Genomic DNA, 17,776 nt, shown 5'->3' on the forward strand with positions numbered 1-17,776 from the left:
CTACCGCCCGCCTTGCTACTGCGCCGGCTCCAGCATCGCGCAATCTTCCCCGCCGGTGCACTCTCCCGAGAGGGTGCGCTGACCGAGGGCAATGATGAGGACGGTCGCGGCCCCGGCCGCCGCAGAGAGCCAGAATCCGCTCTGGGGACCATAGCTGTCGACGACCCAGCCCGAGACGAAGGCGCCGAGTGCCATACCGATGCCGATGCCGGTCATCACCCAGGTGACGCCTTCCGTCAGCACCGATTCCGGCACGCGACGCTCGATCAGTCCGAAGGCCGTTATAAAGGTCGGCGAGATCGCGATGCCGCTTACGAAGACGGCGATAGCAAGCAGGGCTACCGAACTGCCGGCGACGAGCAGCGGCAGCGAGGTCAGTGCGAGGATCGCAACAGCGATCAGCAGCTGACGGTGCAAGGGGATGCGCAGATTAAGCGCGCCGAGGATCAAACCGACTAGGAAGGAACCGAGGGCATAGACACCGATCACCAGGCTTGCCGCATTCGGCTGACCAAGCTCCTTGGTGATGGCGACAACACTCACTTCAGCGGTTGCGAAGATCGCGCCGACGAAGATCAGCGCGAGCGTGATGATCTGCACCGGACGCTGGCGGATCGCGGAGCCAACCGAAGCCGCGCCGGCGACATGACGCACCTTCGGCTCGGTGCCGCGCTGCACGATGAAGGCGGCCGTCCCGAGCGCCAGAAAAGCTGTGCTCACCATCATGCCGGCTTCCGGGAATAGGGCGACGGCCAGCCCGACCGACAGCGAGGCTCCGGCGATATAGACCAGTTCGTCCGCAGCACTTTCGAACGCGAAGGCGGTGTTGAGCTCGGGCCGGTTGCGAAAGAGTTCCGTCCAGCGCGCCCGCATCAGCGCCGGAATGCTTGGCATAGCCGCCGCGAGGAAGGCTGAGGCGAACAGCGTCCACACCGGCCAGTTCTGGTTGGCCGCGGTGATCAGCGCGATGAACGCCAGCACGGATACGATGGTTGTGGGAACGACGACTGCCGTCTGGCCCAGTCGGTCGACCGCTCGCGAAATCTGCGGCGAGATCACCGCATTGGTAAGCGCATAGGTCGCCGACACGGCGCCTGCCAGCCAATATTCGCCATGTGCCTGAGAGAGCATGGCGACGATGCCAATCGGCGCCATGGCGATGGGAAGGCGTGCGAAGAAGCCGGCTGCGGAGAAGCCCTTGGCCCCAGGTGCCGCGAATATTTGCTTATACGGATTTGACATGGGACGATCCTTCCAGATATCGGGTAGAACACTTATATACGGAGCGTATGCGTTTAGATAATGCATACGTTCCGTATGTCAATGAAAAAAGATACGCGGCGTATGCCAATGGAGAAGACATGCGCAAACCGCGCCAGGAGATGATCGCAGAGACCCGCGGCAAACTGATCGCAGCCGGGCGGCGCGCCTTTGGCACGATCGGCTACGCAGAAGCCTCGATGGACGATTTCACCGGCGAAGCGGGATTGACGCGAGGGGCCCTCTATCACCACTTCGGTGACAAGAGAGGCTTGCTCCAGGCCGTCATCATCGAAATCGACGCGGAAATGACGGAGCGGCTGAACGAGGTCTCGGCCGCCGCTCCGACGCGCTGGCAGGGCTTTGTCGATGAGTGCTCCGCTTATATCGAAATGGCGCTGGAGCCCGAAATCCAGCGCATCATGTTTCGCGACGGCCCGGCTGTACTCGGCGATGTCTCGCAATGGCAGAACACCCCCGGCTGTATCGCCGCCCTCTCCCGCAGCATCGACCGTCTCAAGGCCGATGGCGAGGTCATCGACATCGACACCGAAACCGCCGCTCGCCTCATCAATGGCGCCAGTAGCCATATGGCGCTTTGGATCGCCAATGCGGAGAATCCGGAGGCGGTTTCGAAGCGGGCGGTTGCGGGCTTCAAGGCTATGCTGGGCAGCCTCCGCAGGCAGAAATAGGTGTTTGATTCCTATTCTGGCGCCGTGGGCCTGGTCGTTCCCTGACGATCGCGTTCCCGCCGCTGTGTAGCCGCCACTCCACACTCTGATACGTTTTTGGCATTTCTCGAAACATGCCAGATACGCAGACCCGGCAGACATCACTCCGTCACGAAATGTCGCCCCGGGCGACAAGAACATGGAGTGCCTCATGAAGAAGTTTGACAATATTCTCGCCTGGCGCCGGCTTGCCCGCGGAGCAATGGTGATGGCGGTTGGGCCAATGTTGCTGTTCCCAGCCGGTTACCTTGTGCCAGCGAGTGCCGCCGACGTCACATCGGACGGGCGGGCGACGCCGATCGGGGCCGACGAAACGATCCGCCCGTTCCAGATCCACGTTCCGCAGTCACAGCTTGACGATCTGCGCAGGCGCATTGCCGAAACGCGTTGGCCAGATAAGGAGACCGTGAGCGACACCTCGCAAGGCATTCAGCTTTCGCGCGTCCAGGATCTGGTCCGTTACTGGGGCACTGATTACGATTGGCGCAAGGCCGAGGCTGAGCTCAATGCACTTCCGGAATTCATCACGACGATCGACCGGGTCGATATCCAGTTCATCCATGTGCGGTCCCGTCATCCCAACGCCCTTCCAGTCATTCTGACCCATGGTTGGCCGGGTTCGACCTTCGAGTTCATCAAGGCGATCGGCCCTCTTACCGATCCGACTGCTTATGGCGGTAAAGCGGAGGACGCATTTGATGTCGTCATCCCTTCCATCCCCGGCTACGGTTTTTCGGGCAAACCGACGGAGCTTGGCTGGGGGCCTGACCGCGTTGCGCGAGCATGGGACATCCTGATGAAGCGGCTCGGCTACGCGCACTACGTTTCCCAGGGTGGCGACCACGGCTCCGTTATCTCCGACGCGCTGGCGCGCCAGGCACCGAAGGGCCTGCTTGGTATCCATCTCAACATGCCGGCGACCGTTCCGGGCAATCTCACCAAGGCGATCAACAGTGGAGACCCGGCTCCTGCGGGACTGTCGGCGCCCGAGCGGGATGCCTATGAATCGTTGAGCACCTTCTTCGGCCGGAATGCCGCCTATGGGGCCGTGATGGTGACGCGTCCGCAGACGATCGGCTACTCGCTTTCCGACTCGCCGTCGGGTCTGGCTGCCTGGATCTACGAAAAATTTGCTCAATGGAGCGACAGCGAGGGCATTCCCGAGCGTGTTTTTTCCAAGGACGAAATGCTGAATGACATCACATTGTACTGGCTGACTAACACTGGGGCATCCTCGTCGCGGTTCTATTGGGAAAACAACAACAACAACTTCAGCTCCGACGCCCAGAAGACCAAAGAGATCAAGATCCCGGTGGCAATCAGCGTATTCCCAAAGGAGATCTACCAGGCGCCGGAGAGTTGGAGCAAGGAGGCCTACCCCACGCTGCATTATTACCACCGTGTCGATATGGGCGGTCACTTCGCAGCCTGGGAACAGCCCCAGCTTTTCGCTGAGGAACTGCGAGAGGCATTCAGGTCGGTGCGTTGATCCATCGGCTGCCGAATGACGGCTTGGCATATCCGCGGCTGAGAGTGGCGAATTCAAAGCCGCGGAGAATCGAGCTCGAACCGTTGCGTCAAATCATCCTCATCTCAGTGTATTTTTCGCGGATCGGTTCATTGCGCCACCGGCCGCCAATACCTCGTCCGGCGTGTCGACATCGAGCAAGGCCGCGTCGCCAACATCGACATCGAGCACGGGCAGGCCTGATGTGGCGATGATAGCGCGAGCGCCGACATCGCCTCGAAGTCGGAGGACTGCCTGAGTGAGAGAACGTGGCAGGATAACAGGATTGCCGGGCTTGCCCTGTGAAACGGCGCGCACGACGGTCTCGCCGCCCGAGTTGCGGAAGGCGGAAATCAGGGCGTCGAGATGCGTCGTGGAAATGCCGGGCATATCGGCCAGCATGACGAGAATGCCTTCGGCGCTGTCGGCGTCTCTCGATGAGAACCCTGCTATGAGTGAGCTCGCCATGCCGCTGGCGTAATCGGGATTATCGATGAAAGTCAGATCGAGCCCATCGAGCGTGGCCTCGATCTCGCTCCTGCGATGGCCCGTGACGACAATGACGGACGCTGCATCGGCAGCGAGCGCGGTCAATGCTGACCGCCGCACGAGCGGCACGCCGTCGAACGCGGCCAGCAGCTTGTGCTTCCCGCCCTCACCCATCCGGCTTGCCTTGCCGGCAGCGAGAATGACGATCGCGACCGACGCCTTACGCATAAGCCACCAGTCTTGCCGCGGCGACATCAGCCAGAACAGACAGGGCGAGCGAGGTTGCATCCCGCGTTGGGCCGAACATTCCGATGGGCGCCTTGATACGACGGATGTCGTCTTGTCCGAAACCCAAGGTCGTCAACCGCTCGACACGCCGATGATGCGTCCGGGTGCTGCCGAGCGCGCCGATATAGAACGCCGGCGAGTGAAGCGCGGTCTCGAGAATGGCGGCTTCGGCGTCGATGTCATGATGCAGGAGCACGACGGCGGTGAAAGGATCGATGGTATCGGCTGCGACCCTGCCCCCCTCGCCCCGTCCTCTGACGATCACGTCGTAGCCGGAAGCCTCGGCCAGTCGTGCGACGGCCTGCGCTTCAAGCGTCTGTCCGGAAAGGACGATACGGGTGCGAGGACGATAGACGGTCAGGAAATTACCTTCGGTCCAGCACGTCCGCAGCGGCGGGTCGACCGATATAAGCGTCTGCCGCTCTGGCGAATATGCAAGGCCGGGTGCCTGCCTTCGTTCGAGACGATCAAGAACATGCTGCAGAGCGCCGACATCTTTGAGGACATGGATAGCGATGGAGATTCCTCCGCCGCAGGGAAGAACGATGTCGAAGAAGGGCGAGCCGTCGCCGAACTTGACCGTGCGGTCCCGTCCGTCTTTCACGGCAAGCAGCGCTTCTGCGGCGACGGCGGCTTCGATGCATCCGCCGGAGACATAGCCGCAGAACCGCCCGTCTGCTGCAACGGCCATATGAGCGCCGAGCGCCCGCGCAGCGCCACCGCGGATTTCGACAAGGGTTGCAAGAGCCGCCGCGCCGAGGCAATGGGCGTCTATCGCGAAGCGAAGCAGTTCCGCAGGATCGTCGGTGGACGAGGCCCTGACGGGAATTGGTGCTGCAACGGGCGCAAGTGTCTGATCCATGCAAGATCCTACAGAAAGTGACGGTGGTCCGGGCTTTAAGACCGCCGCCGACTAATCAGGCCACATCCGGCAAGCCGCCGATCAGCTTGTCAAGGGTCAGCGGGTAATGCCGAACCCTGACGCCGGTCGCATTGTAGACGGCGTTGGCGATTGCTGCCGCGACGCCGCAAAGGCCAAGCTCGCCGACGCCCTTGGCCTTCATCGGCGAGGACATCGGATCGGTCTCGTCCATGAAGATCACCTCCTGGTGCGGAATGTCGGCATGCACCGCCACTTCGTAGCTGGCGAGATCGTGGTTGACGAAGAAGCCGCGACGGGTGTCGACCGCCAGTTCCTCGGACAGTGCGCCGCCCGCCCCCATCGTCATCGCGCCGATGACCTGGCTGCGGGCCGTGATCGGGTTGAGGATCCGACCTGCCGCGCAGACTGCGAGCATTCTGCGAATACGACTTTCTCCCGTGGCAATGTCGACGCCAACCTCCACGAAGTGCGCGCCGAATGTCGATTGCTGATGCGTCTCGGTGAGCTCGCCCCACTTGATGGTGTCCTCGCCGACAAGACCATCCGGACCGGCGGCCTCGGCAAGAGGCACCGAACGATTGCCCGAGCGGACCTCGCCATTCTCGAAGACGATGTCTTCGGAGTTGAAGCCGAGCTTCTTGGCGATGGCTTCACGCAGCTTGACACAGGCTGCATAGACGCCAGACGTGGAAGAGTTTGCACCGAACTGTCCGCCGGAACCTGCAGAAACCGGAAAACGCGAGTCGCCGAGTTGGACGGCGACCTTGTCGATCGGGACTCCCATCATTTCGGCGGCGGTCTGGGCGATGATCGTGTAGCTGCCCGTCCCGATGTCGGTCATGTCGGTTTCGACCGTTACGACGCCTTCCCGGTCGAGTTTTACCCGGGCTCCGGAGGGAAGGACGAGGTTGTTGCGGAAGGCAGCGGCGACGCCCATGCCGACCAGCCAGCTGCCGTCCCGCCTGGAACCCGGCCTTCCCCTTTCACCCCAGCCAAACCGCTCGGCACCGAGCGTCAGGCAGCCGACGAGATTGCGCTGGGAAAAAGGCCGCTGCGGCTTTTCCGGATCGACCTGCGTGTCGTTGACGATCCGAAACTGCACAGGATCGATCCCAACTTTTTCGGCAATCTCGTCGATGGCGATTTCGAGCGCCATCAGTCCGGGGGCTTCGCCCGGAGCGCGCATGGCATTGCCCTCCGGGAGGTTGAGTGTTGCAAGACGCATCGCGGTCATCCGGTTTGCACCCGCATAGAGGAGCCGCGTCTGGTTGACGGCGGTCTCCAGTCCGCCGCCCGGAAGGTCGCCGGACCAGCTTTCGTGCGCAATGGCGGTGATCTTGCCGTCACGCTCGGTTCCGATGCGGATCCGCTGGATCGTCGCCGGCCGGTGGGTGGTGTTGTTCATCATGAACGGTCGCGGCAAAGCAACCTTGACGGGGCGCCCAATCGCACGCGCGCCGACAACGGCCAGCACGGCATCCGCCCGCAGGAACAGCTTGCCGCCGAATCCGCCGCCGATGAAGGGCGACATAAGGTGGATCTTCTCCTTGTCGATGCCGAGCGTCGTTGCAAGGTCGGAGCGCCACCAGTCGATCATCTGGCTGGAGGTCCAGACGGTCACCTCGTCGCCGTTCCAGGCCGCGATCGATGCGTGCGGCTCCATCATCGCATGCGACTGGTCGGGCGTCGTATAAGACGCGTCAACAGTGACGGGAGCTGACCTGAAGGCAGCCTCGAAGTCGCCGACCGCTGTATCGGGCTGCTGCGATTCATCCGGCTTGACGGCTGAATCCTTTGCCTGGCCGAGATCGAACACACCCTTTTCTTCGGCATAGTCGACCTTGACCAGGGAGGCTGCGGCGCGTGCCTGCTCGAAACTCTCGGCGACGACGACCGCGATTGCCTGGTGATAGTGCTGAACCTCGTCGCCACCGAAAAGCTTGGCGGTGTTGAACCTGCCCTTCTTCCGCTCGCCGATGTCGAGCGTCGTCACGACGGCAAGCACACCCGGAGCCTTCTTGGCGGCGGAAACGTCCATGGACGTGATGCGGCCCTTGGCGATGGCCGCACCGACGGGATAACCATAGGCGTAGGACATATTGGGATCGTGCCACTCATAGGCGTACATCGCGCGGCCGGTCGTCTTGAGCTGACCGTCGATGCGGTGGATCGGCTGGCCGACGACCTTCAGATTGTCGATCGGGTTGGTTGTCGCTGGCGTATCGAACTGCATGGCTCAACCCCTTGCTTCGGCAATGACGGCGCCGAGCGTGCGCTCGACAAGATCGATCTTGAAACGGTTCTGTTCGGTCGAACGGGCGCCGGCAAGAAGCACGCCTGCCACCGCCCGCGCGCCTTTCGGCAGCTCGGCTTCGGCTGCCTCGATGCGCCACGGTTTGTGGGCGACGCCGCCGACGGCGACCCGTCCTGTGCCGTCCGGCTGGATCACCGCTCCGACCGAGACCAGCGCGAAGGCATAGGAGGCGCGGTCTCGCACCTTGCGATAGATGTGCTTGCCGCCGACCGGGGGTGGCAGCAAGACCGCCGTGATGAACTCGCCGCGCTCAAGAACGGTCTCGATATCAGGCGTGTCGCCGGGTAACCGATGAAAGTCGGCGATCGCAATCGCGCGACGACTGCCGTCGGCCTTGACCGTTTCCACAACGGCATCGAGCACCCGCATGGCGATCGCCATGTCACTCGGATGAGTGGCGATGCAGGCTTCGCTGGTGCCGACGACGGCATGCTGGCGGCTGAAGCCGCCGATAGCGGAACAGCCGCTGCCTGGCTGTCGCTTGTTGCACGGCTGGTTCGGGTCATAGAAATAAGGACAGCGCGTGCGCTGCAGGAGGTTGCCGGCCGTCGTTGCCTTGTTGCGCAGTTGCCCGGAGGCACCCGCGACAAGCGCCCTGGAGATCAGGCCGTAATCGCGGCGAATGGTTTCATGAGCTGCAAGATCGGTGTTGCGGACCAAGGCGCCGATGCGCAGCCCGCCCTCCGGCGTGGGTTCGATCTTGTCGAGGCCGACACCGTTGACGTCGATCAGATGCGTTGGCGTTTCGATCTCGAGCTTCATCAGGTCGAGGAGGTTGGTGCCGCCGGCGATGAACTTGGTTTCAGGATTTAAGGCTGCCGCCTTGGCCGCGGCCTCGACGGACGAGGCACGTTCATAGGTGAAGGCTCTCATGCTTTAATCCCCGCGACTTCAGCAATGGCATCGATAATGTTGGAATAGGCGCCGCATCGACAGATGTTGCCGCTCATGCGTTCGCGGATCTCGACAGGAGTGACGGCCGCCTCTGCCGTAAGATCGCCGGTGACGTGGCTCGGTATGTTCGCCTTGATCTCCTCGAGCACCGCCACGGAGGAACAGATCTGTCCCGGTGTGCAGTAGCCGCACTGGAAGCCGTCATGCTTGACGAAGGCCGCCTGCATCGGATGAAGGTTTTCAGGCTGGCCGAGGCCCTCGATCGTGGTGATTTGATCGCCTTCGTGCATGACCGCCAGTGTCAGGCACGAATTGATGCGGTGGCCGTCGACCATGACGGTGCATGCACCGCATTGGCCGTGGTCGCATCCCTTTTTTGTGCCGGTCAGATGCAGGTGCTCGCGCAGTGCATCGAGCAGCGACGTTCTGTTGTCGACCTCGAGATCGCGCTTCTCACCGTTAACCGCGAAGGAAACTTTGGATGTATTGGATGTATAGGCCATGTCATTTCCTGGGGACTGTGCCGCCGCGGGCGCGACGGCTCCGGTGACCGCAATCGTTGCGGCCGACGAGATAAGTAGATCTCGACGGGAAAGTTCCAGTTGTGTCTGGCTTGGCATGAACTGTTCCACCTTGCTCGTTGGACATGGGCGCGCGTCAACGCCGTCTGCTGAGGTAGTGCAACTCCGCCTCCTGATTAGACCCCTTCCGTTGCATACGGTTATCGATCTGGCTCATGAATTCCCCGAGCCGCGGTCATAAGATGCCGCGAGCCACAACTTCAATGAAGTTGCCTTGGACGCGGAAGCGCCAGCGGAGCAACGCCCGCCGATGCGCGCGAAAAAAAGCAGCGCCATGCGCAAAAAATGATGCTTTTCGGGCTCATCATTATTCCCTACTCCCTATCGAAGCAGGTGACGAAAGGGGAAGACCGCATGCCCACGCCGTTTTACTGGAACGAGCTCAATACATATGATTTTGCCGGCCTCTCCCCCGAGACCACGATTGCCGTTCTGCCAATCGCCTCGACGGAACAGCACGGCCCGCATCTGCCGATCGCAACGGATGTTGCCATCGCGACCGGCATGCTGGCGGAGCTGAAGAGGCAGCGGCCGGAGGACCTGGACATTCTGGTCCTTCCGACACAGGAGATCGGCAAGGCCAACGAACACATCTATGGCCCCGGCACGCTGTCGCTCAGTGCCGAGCTGCTCATCCCGGTCTGGACGGCGATCGGCGCAAAGGTTGCCGAAGCCGGGCTGCGGAAGATGGTGATCGTCAATTCCCACGGCGGTAATGTCGACATCATGAGCATCGTCGCGCGCGAACTGCGCGTGCGCCATCAAATGGCGGTGGTCTCCACGCAATGGGGCCGTTTCGGTCATCCGGAAGGCATGGTCAGCGATCACGAGAGCAAATATGGCATCCACGGCGGCGATGTCGAGACGTCGTTGATGCTGCACTTTCGCCCCGAGCTGGTGCGGATGGACAAGGCGCAGAATTTCTCCTCGAAGGCCGAAGGGATGCGGGAGCAATCCAAATTTCTTCAGCCTCTGCCGCCGCATTCGCTGGCCTGGATCGCGCATGACCTCAATCCCTTCGGTGTCGTCGGCGATGCCTCGATTGCCACTGCCGAAAAGGGCGAGGCGATCTGCCGCCATCAAGTCAACGGGTTCGTCGAGCTGCTCCGGGACCTCAAGGCCTATCCGCTTTCGGATCTCTATGTGAAATAGGCTCAGCCGCGGGTTTCACATCCGGTGGGATATGACCCTTGGCCTGCAATTCCTGCACCAGGCCGAGCAGTTCTGCGAGCAGATATTCGACGAAAAGGCTGGTGGCCGCGTCGAGCGGCGCACGGGCACGCGCAAACAGCTTCATCTGCTGGTAACGCGCATGCGGCTCGGCGATCGGCCGGAAGACGAGTTCACCGCGCCGGCATTCGGTGATGACGTCGAGCGGATTGAGCAGCGTCAGCCCGGTGCCGCATTTGACGAGCTGTTTCAGCATCTCCGATGCATTGGTTTCCAGCACCGGCTCGACCGAAATGGGCAGGCGCGCAAAAGCAAGGTTGATCACCTCGCGCAGGCTGGTGCCCGGCTGCGCCAGAACCAGTTTTTCCTGAGTGACATCGGCGAGGTTGATCGGCCCGGGACCGATCAGGTGATGCCCCGGCGGCAGCACGACGCCGATCGGGATATCGAAATTTCCAAGCGTGCGGATGCCGGGCATGGCGGGGATATTGAAGCCAAGACCGATATCCACCTCGCCTGATACAACGGGGTTGGCCGTCGTGCCGCCGGTGTCGTTGCGCAGCTGGACGAAGACGCGCGGATGCTCTGAAAGAAAGCGCGCGATGATTTCGGGCAGCGGCCCGGCGGCTAGCCCAACGGTCGTCACCATGCGCACCTTGCCTGCCTGCTGCATCTTGAGGCTGCGGATACGCCCCTCCAGGCGCTCGTAATTCTTCAGCACGTCGCGAATATGCTCGATGCAGAGCTCGCCGGCAGCCGTCAGCCGCAGGCCACGCGGCAGCCGCTCGAAAAGCGGCGCCCCGATCTCCTCCTCCAGCGCCAAAATCTGCCTGTTGACCGCCGACGACGCCACGTTAAGGCGCGCGGCCGCCTTGCGGATCGAACCGCAACGGGCAATCTCGTTGATGTAAAGAAGGCGTCTGGAGTGCAGCATGATCTCTCCGATGCATATATTTTGCGCAGGCCGCACAAATTATCTTCAGCTTTCCCAGGGATGCCGAAAAGGCATCAATGTGCACGAATTTTGATGCTTTTCAAAGCGCATGGCAATGGCTCAAATTCTCTCAAAAGGGAGCCGGATAAGGCTTCCCTCTGCCACAAAAGGGGAACTGCCGACCATGTTGAAAGCACAGACGAACAGACAATTCCTGAGCTGCCTTGGCCTCGCCTCGATGCTTGCCGCGGCCTCGCCGGCGCTTGCCCTCGACAAGGTGAGCTACGGGACGAACTGGCTTGCCCAGGCGGAACATGGCGGCTTCTACCAAGCCGTCGCCGACGGCACTTATGCGAAATACGGCCTCGACGTCACCATCGTCCAGGGCGGCCCGAATGCTGCAGGCAGCGCGCTGCTGATCTCCGGCAAGCTCGATTTCTACATGGGTGGTCCTCAGGGAGAGATATCCGCCGTCGAGCAGGGCATTCCACTGGTCGATGTCGCCGCGATCTTCCAAAAGGATCCGCAGGTGTTGATCGCTCATCCGGACAACGGCGTCGACAAGTTCGAGGATCTCGCCAAGCTGAAAACGCTGTTCCTCAGCAAAGACGGCTACCTCACCTATTTCGAATGGATGAAGGCCAACTTCAAGGGCTTCAAGGACGAGCAGTACAAACCCTATAACTTCAGTCCCGCCCCTTTCCTTGCAGACAAGGACTCTGCTCAGCAGGGGTACCTGACCTCCGAACCTTACGAGATCCAGAAGCAGGCAGGCTTCGAGCCGAAGGTCTTCCTGCTCGCCGACAACGGCTACTCGCCCTATTCGACGATGATCACGACGACGCAGGCGATGATCGACGGCAAGTCCGATGTCGTGCAGCGCTTCGTCGATGCTTCGATCGAAGGCTGGTACAACTATCTCTACGGCGACAACACCAAGGCGAACGAACTGATCAGGAAGGACAATCCTGAAATGACGGACGGCCAGATCGCCTATTCGATCGCCAAGATGAAGGAATACGGCATCATCGAATCCGGCGACAGCCTCGACAAGGGCATCGGCTGCATCACCGACGCCCATTACAAGAAGTTCTTCGACGAGATGACCGCCATCAAGGTGTTCAAGGCCGATACCGATTACACCAAGGCCTTCACGACGAAGTTCGTCTGCAAGAGCACCGGCGTGGCACTGAAGAAGTAGGCCGACCGACGGCTCTCCTGGTCCGCCATCGAGGATGTGGCGGGCCGTATCCTCCCGCATGAACGAGACAGCAATGCTCCCAGCAGAAGCCCAGGCGGTATCCCCGAAAGAGACGCGCAAGCGGCCGCTTGTTATCATGCAGTCGGTCTCGAAGGTCTTTTCAAGCGGCACTGTCGCCCTTTCGAACATGTCGCTCACGGTCGAAAGCGGCGAGTTCGTCAGCCTGCTCGGCCCTTCCGGCTGCGGCAAGTCGACGGCGCTGCGCATCATCGCCGGTCTCGGCGATGTCACCTCGGGAACGATCGACTGGCCGAGTTCGCGCATCAATTCCCGAGGTCTGCCGGAGGGCGATATCGGCTTTGTCTTCCAGGAGCCGACGTTGATGCCCTGGAAGAACGTGTTCGACAACGTCCACTTGCCGCTGAGGTTGAGGCGCGTTTCGAAGGCAGCCGCGCGTGATCAGATTATGGGAGTGCTGACCACCGTCGGTCTTCAGGATTTTGCCAAGGCCTATCCGCGGGAACTTTCCGGCGGCATGAAGATGCGCGTCTCGATCGCCCGTGCGCTGGTGACGAAGCCGAAGCTGCTGCTGATGGACGAGCCTTTCGCCGCGCTCGATGAGATCACCCGCCAGAAGCTCAACGACGACGTGCTGCGGCTGTGGAAGGCGACCGGCATTACGGTGATTTTCGTGACGCATTCGGTCTTCGAGTCCGCCTATCTCTCGAACCGCATCGTCGTGATGAAGGCAAGGCCCGGGCGCGTGCATGCCGACGTCCCGCTGATCACCAGCCTCGAACGCGACGCGCACTACCGCACCTCGGAAGAATACCGCAAGGCCTGCGAAACGGTATCGCATTCGCTGATCGGGGCGATCAATTCGGCAGGGGATCATTGATGAGTGACGAAACAGACACATCGCCGCTGCTCGTTAAGGGTACCGTAAGCGCAAGGCGCCGCGATCTTGCGCTGCGCATCGCCATTCCTTTTCTCGTCATCGCCCTGTTGATCCTCGTCTGGTACGCCTATGTGAAACTGTCCGGCGTGCCGCCCTATATCCTGCCAGGACCGGCCGCTGTGGCAAACGCCTTCGTGACGGATTGGGGTACGCTTGCTCCTGCCCTCTGGGTCACCACCAAGATCACCTTCATGTCGCTGATGCTGGCGCTTGTCGGCGGCGTCGGCTTTGCGATCTTTCTCGTGCAGTCACGCTGGGTCGAGCTTGCCTTCTATCCCCTTGCCGTCATCCTGCAGGTAACGCCAATCGTCGCCATCTCGCCGCTTATCCTGATCTATGCGCCGTCGACGCAGGTAGCGCTGCTGATCTGCGCCTTCCTCGTCGCCTTTTTCCCGATCCTTTCGAATATGGTCCAGGGACTGAAGAGCGTCGACCACAATCTGATCAACCTCTTTGAGCTCTACGGCGCCTCGCGCTGGCAGACGCTGCTCTTTCTCAAATTGCCTGCCGCCCAACCCTATTTCATGACCGGCCTCAGGATCGGCGGTGGCCTTGCGCTGATCGCCGCTGTCGTCGCGGAATTTGCGGCAGGTTCGGCAGGCGCGGGATCCGGCCTCGCCTTCCGGCTTCTCGAAGCACAGTATCGGCTGAATATCCCGCGTCTCTTTGCAGCCTTGCTGATGCTCTCCCTGCTCGGTGTAGCGATCTTCGCTATCACCTCTTTCATTTCCTGGCTGAGCCTGCACCGTTGGCATGAGAGCAGCCTGAAACGGGAAAACTGATGACCTATTCCTTCATCTCCCCGCCCAATGCCGGCCGCTTCGTGCTGAGCAATGCAACGCTGCCCGCCGTTGCCGTTGTGGGATTTGACGCGCCCGCCGTCGAGGGGCTCGTCAAGGCCGATATCGTCATTACCGATGGCATGATTGCCGCCATCCGGCCGGCCGGCGCCGCACCCGCCGATTATGCCAGGACCGATCTTAAGGACGGCATGGTCTGGCCGTGCTTCGCCGATATCCATACCCATCTCGACAAAGGCCATATCTGGCCGCGCCAGGCCAATCCCGACGGCAGCTTCATGGGGGCGCTCGATGCGGTCAGGGCCGACCGGGAAGCCAACTGGTCGGCGGCAGACGTCAAACGGCGCATGGAATTCTCGCTCCGCTCCGCCTATGCCCATGGCACCAGCCTGATCCGCACGCACCTGGATTCGCTTGCGCCCCAGCATCGCATCTCCTTCGAGGTCTTTTCCGAAATCCGGGATGCCTGGAAGGACCGGATTGCACTGCAGGCGGTCGCCCTCTTCCCGCTGGATGCCATGGCAGACGGCATCTTCTTTGCCGATCTCGTCACAACAATCCGACAAACCGGCGGCCTGCTTGGCGGCGTCACCCGGATGGGGCCGGAGCTTGTCTGGCAGCTCGACACGCTCTTCGGGACTGCCGCAGAGCATGGCCTGGAGGTCGATCTGCATGTCGACGAGACGGATGATCGCGGCGCGGAAACACTGAAGGCAATTGCCGAGGCCGTGCTGCGCAACGGGTTCGAGGGCAAGGTGACCGCCGGCCATTGCTGCTCGCTCGCTCGCCAGGACGAAGACACCGCCGCGCGCACCGTCGAGTTGGTCGCCAAGGCAGGTATCGCGGTCATCGCGCTGCCGATGTGCAACATGTATCTGCAGGACCGCTATCCCGGCCGCACCCCGCGCTGGCGCGGCGTCACCCTGTTCAAGGAATTGGCCGCCGCCGGTGTCGCGACTGCGGTCGCCTCCGACAATACCCGCGACCCCTTCTATGCCTATGGCGATCTCGATCCGGTGGAGGTCTTCCGCGAGGCCGTGCGGATTCTGCATCTCGACCACCCGCTCGATACCGCCGCCCGTGTCGTCACCACCTCGCCCGCCGCCATCGTCGGACGGCCGGACAAGAGCCGTATCGCCGCCGGCGATCCCGCCGATCTCGTGCTTTTCAGCGCGCGGCGCTGGAGTGAATTCCTTTCCCGTCCGCAGTCTGACCGCGTCGTGCTTCGCCGCGGCAAGGTGATCGACCGCAGCCTGCCGGATTACCGTGAACTCGATAGCGTTGTTGGAGCCTGACATGACCGATTATCAGAAGATCAAAAAGGAGCTCGAAGGCATCGCCGTCGAGGACAATCCGGCGCTGGTGCGCCAGAAGAGCCGGGATTTCTATTGGTACTCGCCGATCCTAAAGGCGCAGCTCGACAATGTGACGGCCGATCTCGTCGTCACACCGAAGACCGAGGAAGAGGTCATAAGGACGCTGAAGGTCGCCTATGCCCATGGCGTGCCGGTCACGCCGCGCGGCGCCGGTACCGGCAATTACGGCCAGGCCATGCCGCTTTCCGGGGGTATCGTGCTGAACCTTGCGGCGATGGACAAGATCAAGGAGATCCATCCCGGCCGCGTCATCTGCGAACCGGGCATCGTGCTTGCCCAGCTCGACAAGCAGACCAAGGCCCATTCCGGCCAGGAGCTGCGCTTCCACCCCTCCACCGCGCAGACGGCGACGGTCGGCGGCTTCATCGCCGGCGGCTCGGGCGGCGTTGGCTCGATCACCTGGGGCGGCTTGCGCGACCTCGGAAACATCCTGCGCCTGCGCGTCATCACCATGGAAGCCGAACCGCGCGTGCTCGACCTCACCGGCTGGGATCTGCAGAAGGTGAGCCACGCCTATGGCACCAACGGAATCATCACCGAGATCGAGATGCCGCTTGCACCTGCCTATGACTGGGTCGATGTGCTGGTCGGCTATGACGATTTCATGGAAGCGGTGCGCTTTTCCAACGCGCTGGCGAAATGCAACGGCATTCTCGTCAAGGAAATTGCCCCGATCGCCGCTCCTATCCCGCACGGCTATTTCACCCGCCACAAGCCCTACATCCGTCAGGGCCAGTCGATCGTCGTGCTGATGATCGCGCCGCACTCCATGGATGCTTTTCTGGCCTTCACGGCGGCGCTGAAGGGCGAGATCATGTTCCGCTCCGACAAGGTGGAAAGCATGCGCGGCATCCCGCATGCCTACGAGCTTGCCTGGAACCATACGACATTGCGTGCGCTGAAGGTCGACCCGAGCTTCACCTATCTGCAGGTTCAATATCCCGGACCGGATCATGTCGCCAAGGTTCGCAAGATGGTCGAAATCTTTGGTGACGAAGTGCCGGGTCATCTCGAATTCATCAAATTCGACGGCCAGATCCAGTGCTCCGGCCTGCCGCTGGTGCGCTACACCACCGAGGAGCGGCTGGAGGAGATCATCAAGATCCACCAGGACAATGGATGCCCGATCTTCAACCCGCACCGCTATACGCTCGAAGAAGGCGGCATGAAGCGCACCGACGCGGTGCAACTCGCTTTCAAGCAGGAAACCGATCCGAAGGGCCTGCTCAATCCCGGCAAGATGATCGCTTGGGAGAATCCCGATTTCGACTTCAACGCCGGTAAGAACTATCTCTTCCCCGGCCTGGCGGCCTTGATGGAGGCTTCATGAGGGTTCTCGTCCTCCACTCTCACCCGGTCGAGGAAAGTTACGGCAAGGCGCTTTACCGGCAAACCGTCGAGAGCCTTGAGAAGGCCGGGCATATGGTGGATGGCTGCGACCTCTATGAAGAGCGGTTCGATCCGGTGCTCTCGCGCCACGACCGGCTCGTCTATCACGACTATCCGGAAAATCTGAAGCTGGTGGAGTCGCATGTCGAAAGGTTGAAGGCGGCCGAGGGGCTGGTGATCTGCACCCCGATCTGGAACTTCGGCTTTCCGGCGATCCTGAAGGGATATTTCGACCGCGTGTGGCTGCCGGGCGTTTCCTTCGAGCTGGTCAACGGCAAGGTGGAATCGCGGCTGCGCCACATCCGCAAGCTCGCAGCCGTCCTGACTTATGGCGCAACGCCCTTCCGCGCCTTCGCCGCCGGCAACCCGCCGAAGAAAATCGTCAAGCGCGTGCTGAGGGCGCAGATCAATCCGGTGAGGCCGGTGACGTTCCTCGCCCATTACGACATGAACAATTGCACGCCGGAGACGCGGGCAAAATTCCTCACCCGCGTCGGAGACGCGATGGAGCGCTTTTAGAAAATTTTCGCGGCCGTCACTTCCACTTCGACCAGGAACTCAGGGCGCGTAAAGCCGCCGATGATGAGCAAGGTGGAAACCGGCTTCGGATCGAGCGTATAGCGATCCCGCACGGCCATATAGGCCGGGAAATCCTCGCGGCGGGTGACGAAGCCCGAAATGCGGATGACGTCGGCAAAACTCATTTCCGCCTCTTCGAGGATCGTCTTGATAGCCTTGAAGCAGAGTTCAGCCTGAGCAGTGATATCGCTCGGAACAGCATCGTCGAGACCGATACCAAGCTGGCCCGAGGTGACCAGGAGCGATGCGCCGGGCGGCACCAGCAGGCCGTGATTATAATTTCCAAAGGGCCGGCGCACCGAGGCCGGGTTGAATGTCTTTTTCATCGATCTGAAATTCCTGAGGGCTGCAGATATCAAGCCTACAGGATGCGGCGGGATATGAGAATATCGCCTGCGTCCATAATGTTTTGCGACAAAAAG

The 17,776-nt window shown here is 61.4% G+C and carries 17 protein-coding genes; 9 read left to right on the forward strand and 8 right to left on the reverse strand.

Annotated features, from left to right (window positions below):
- Positions 1 to 15: 15 nt before the first annotated feature.
- The gene (locus tag RWK44_RS00080; protein WP_222000413.1) at positions 16 to 1,242 is read right to left on the reverse strand and encodes an MFS transporter; all 1,227 of its coding nucleotides are present in this window, start codon (positions 1,240 to 1,242) and stop codon (positions 16 to 18) included.
- Between the two features lie 119 nt (positions 1,243 to 1,361).
- On the opposite strand from RWK44_RS00080, the gene RWK44_RS00085 reads away from it, so the two are divergent.
- Both RWK44_RS00085 and RWK44_RS00090 read left to right on the forward strand, forming a co-directional pair.
- A complete protein-coding gene (locus RWK44_RS00085; protein WP_168281392.1) occupies positions 1,362 to 1,952 on the forward strand; it encodes a TetR/AcrR family transcriptional regulator in 591 nt (196 codons plus the stop codon).
- A 190-nt stretch (positions 1,953 to 2,142) separates the two neighbouring features.
- Positions 2,143 to 3,480, forward strand: coding sequence for an epoxide hydrolase family protein (locus tag RWK44_RS00090; RefSeq protein WP_316028155.1), 1,338 nt, complete (start codon positions 2,143 to 2,145; stop codon positions 3,478 to 3,480).
- Positions 3,481 to 3,579: 99 nt separating this feature from the next.
- On the opposite strand, the gene RWK44_RS00095 is transcribed toward RWK44_RS00090, so the two are convergent.
- From RWK44_RS00095 to paoA, 5 genes are read right to left on the reverse strand one after another with little or no spacing between them, the layout of a single operon-like run.
- Positions 3,580 to 4,215: a nucleotidyltransferase family protein gene (locus RWK44_RS00095; RefSeq protein ID WP_316028156.1), complete on the reverse strand. Its 636-nt coding sequence runs from the start codon at positions 4,213 to 4,215 to the stop codon at positions 3,580 to 3,582.
- Positions 4,208 to 5,137 (reverse strand): XdhC family protein, encoded by a 930-nt coding sequence (locus RWK44_RS00100; RefSeq protein ID WP_316028157.1) that lies wholly within the window; start codon positions 5,135 to 5,137, stop codon positions 4,208 to 4,210. The genes RWK44_RS00095 and RWK44_RS00100 overlap by 8 nt, the downstream gene beginning before the upstream one ends.
- A 55-nt stretch (positions 5,138 to 5,192) precedes the next feature.
- On the reverse strand, positions 5,193 to 7,391 hold the full coding sequence (gene paoC / locus RWK44_RS00105) for an aldehyde oxidoreductase molybdenum-binding subunit PaoC (protein ID WP_316028158.1): 2,199 nt from the start codon (positions 7,389 to 7,391) through the stop codon (positions 5,193 to 5,195).
- A gap of 3 nt (positions 7,392 to 7,394) precedes the next feature.
- The gene (locus RWK44_RS00110) at positions 7,395 to 8,345 is read right to left on the reverse strand and encodes an FAD binding domain-containing protein (protein WP_222000409.1); all 951 of its coding nucleotides are present in this window, start codon (positions 8,343 to 8,345) and stop codon (positions 7,395 to 7,397) included.
- Entirely contained in the window at positions 8,342 to 8,998 is a 657-nt protein-coding gene (gene paoA / locus RWK44_RS00115; RefSeq protein ID WP_222000408.1) for an aldehyde dehydrogenase iron-sulfur subunit PaoA, read from the reverse strand. Before paoA ends, RWK44_RS00110 begins: the two co-directional genes overlap by 4 nt.
- A 234-nt stretch (positions 8,999 to 9,232) precedes the next feature.
- Between paoA and RWK44_RS00120 the strand changes: the two genes are divergently transcribed.
- Positions 9,233 to 10,099: a creatininase family protein gene (locus RWK44_RS00120; RefSeq protein WP_222000407.1), complete on the forward strand. Its 867-nt coding sequence runs from the start codon at positions 9,233 to 9,235 to the stop codon at positions 10,097 to 10,099.
- Here RWK44_RS00120 and RWK44_RS00125 read toward each other — a convergent pair.
- On the reverse strand, positions 10,062 to 11,051 hold the full coding sequence (locus RWK44_RS00125) for a LysR family transcriptional regulator (RefSeq protein WP_168281379.1): 990 nt from the start codon (positions 11,049 to 11,051) through the stop codon (positions 10,062 to 10,064). The genes RWK44_RS00120 and RWK44_RS00125 overlap by 38 nt on opposite strands.
- A gap of 184 nt (positions 11,052 to 11,235) precedes the next feature.
- On the opposite strand from RWK44_RS00125, the gene RWK44_RS00130 reads away from it, so the two are divergent.
- From RWK44_RS00130 to RWK44_RS00155, 6 genes are all read left to right on the forward strand, one after another.
- A complete protein-coding gene (locus RWK44_RS00130; RefSeq protein WP_168281378.1) occupies positions 11,236 to 12,252 on the forward strand; it encodes an ABC transporter substrate-binding protein in 1,017 nt (338 codons plus the stop codon).
- A 73-nt stretch (positions 12,253 to 12,325) separates the two neighbouring features.
- Entirely contained in the window at positions 12,326 to 13,150 is an 825-nt protein-coding gene (locus RWK44_RS00135) for an ABC transporter ATP-binding protein (protein WP_168281376.1), read from the forward strand.
- Positions 13,150 to 13,992 (forward strand): ABC transporter permease, encoded by an 843-nt coding sequence (locus tag RWK44_RS00140; RefSeq protein WP_168281374.1) that lies wholly within the window; start codon positions 13,150 to 13,152, stop codon positions 13,990 to 13,992. The genes RWK44_RS00135 and RWK44_RS00140 overlap by 1 nt, the downstream gene beginning before the upstream one ends.
- A complete protein-coding gene (locus RWK44_RS00145) occupies positions 13,992 to 15,305 on the forward strand; it encodes a cytosine deaminase (protein WP_316028159.1) in 1,314 nt (437 codons plus the stop codon). The genes RWK44_RS00140 and RWK44_RS00145 overlap by 1 nt, the downstream gene beginning before the upstream one ends.
- 1 nt (position 15,306) lies before the next feature.
- Positions 15,307 to 16,716: an FAD-binding oxidoreductase gene (locus RWK44_RS00150; RefSeq protein ID WP_316028160.1), complete on the forward strand. Its 1,410-nt coding sequence runs from the start codon at positions 15,307 to 15,309 to the stop codon at positions 16,714 to 16,716.
- Complete coding sequence (locus RWK44_RS00155) at positions 16,713 to 17,294, forward strand: NAD(P)H-dependent oxidoreductase (RefSeq protein WP_168281368.1); 582 nt, start codon at positions 16,713 to 16,715, stop codon at positions 17,292 to 17,294. The genes RWK44_RS00150 and RWK44_RS00155 overlap by 4 nt, the downstream gene beginning before the upstream one ends.
- On the opposite strand, the gene RWK44_RS00160 is transcribed toward RWK44_RS00155, so the two are convergent.
- Positions 17,291 to 17,680 carry a RidA family protein gene (locus RWK44_RS00160; RefSeq protein WP_168281366.1) on the reverse strand — a complete coding sequence of 130 codons (390 nt, stop codon included), beginning with the start codon at positions 17,678 to 17,680 and terminating at the stop codon, positions 17,291 to 17,293. The genes RWK44_RS00155 and RWK44_RS00160 overlap by 4 nt on opposite strands.
- Positions 17,681 to 17,776: the final 96 nt, after the last annotated feature.

Source organism: Rhizobium sp. 25PS6, from assembly GCF_032464655.1.
Lineage (GTDB): Bacteria > Pseudomonadota > Alphaproteobacteria > Rhizobiales > Rhizobiaceae > Rhizobium > Rhizobium laguerreae.

What these genes read in the sequence shown, in the direction of transcription:
- RWK44_RS00080 (WP_222000413.1), bottom strand. Translation starts at nt 1,242, where the DNA reads ATGTCAAATCCGTATAAGCAAATATTCGCGGCACCTGGGGCCAAGGGC.
- RWK44_RS00085 (WP_168281392.1), top strand. Translation starts at nt 1,362, where the DNA reads ATGCGCAAACCGCGCCAGGAGATGATCGCAGAGACCCGCGGCAAACTG.
- RWK44_RS00090 (WP_316028155.1), top strand. Translation starts at nt 2,143, where the DNA reads ATGAAGAAGTTTGACAATATTCTCGCCTGGCGCCGGCTTGCCCGCGGA.
- RWK44_RS00095 (WP_316028156.1), bottom strand. Translation starts at nt 4,215, where the DNA reads ATGCGTAAGGCGTCGGTCGCGATCGTCATTCTCGCTGCCGGCAAGGCA.
- RWK44_RS00100 (WP_316028157.1), bottom strand. Translation starts at nt 5,137, where the DNA reads ATGGATCAGACACTTGCGCCCGTTGCAGCACCAATTCCCGTCAGGGCC.
- paoC (WP_316028158.1), bottom strand. Translation starts at nt 7,391, where the DNA reads ATGCAGTTCGATACGCCAGCGACAACCAACCCGATCGACAATCTGAAG.
- RWK44_RS00110 (WP_222000409.1), bottom strand. Translation starts at nt 8,345, where the DNA reads ATGAGAGCCTTCACCTATGAACGTGCCTCGTCCGTCGAGGCCGCGGCC.
- RWK44_RS00120 (WP_222000407.1), top strand. Translation starts at nt 9,233, where the DNA reads ATGATGCTTTTCGGGCTCATCATTATTCCCTACTCCCTATCGAAGCAG.
- RWK44_RS00125 (WP_168281379.1), bottom strand. Translation starts at nt 11,051, where the DNA reads ATGCTGCACTCCAGACGCCTTCTTTACATCAACGAGATTGCCCGTTGC.
- RWK44_RS00130 (WP_168281378.1), top strand. Translation starts at nt 11,236, where the DNA reads ATGTTGAAAGCACAGACGAACAGACAATTCCTGAGCTGCCTTGGCCTC.
- RWK44_RS00135 (WP_168281376.1), top strand. Translation starts at nt 12,326, where the DNA reads ATGCTCCCAGCAGAAGCCCAGGCGGTATCCCCGAAAGAGACGCGCAAG.
- RWK44_RS00140 (WP_168281374.1), top strand. Translation starts at nt 13,150, where the DNA reads ATGAGTGACGAAACAGACACATCGCCGCTGCTCGTTAAGGGTACCGTA.
- RWK44_RS00145 (WP_316028159.1), top strand. Translation starts at nt 13,992, where the DNA reads ATGACCTATTCCTTCATCTCCCCGCCCAATGCCGGCCGCTTCGTGCTG.
- RWK44_RS00150 (WP_316028160.1), top strand. Translation starts at nt 15,307, where the DNA reads ATGACCGATTATCAGAAGATCAAAAAGGAGCTCGAAGGCATCGCCGTC.
- RWK44_RS00155 (WP_168281368.1), top strand. Translation starts at nt 16,713, where the DNA reads ATGAGGGTTCTCGTCCTCCACTCTCACCCGGTCGAGGAAAGTTACGGC.
- RWK44_RS00160 (WP_168281366.1), bottom strand. Translation starts at nt 17,680, where the DNA reads ATGAAAAAGACATTCAACCCGGCCTCGGTGCGCCGGCCCTTTGGAAAT.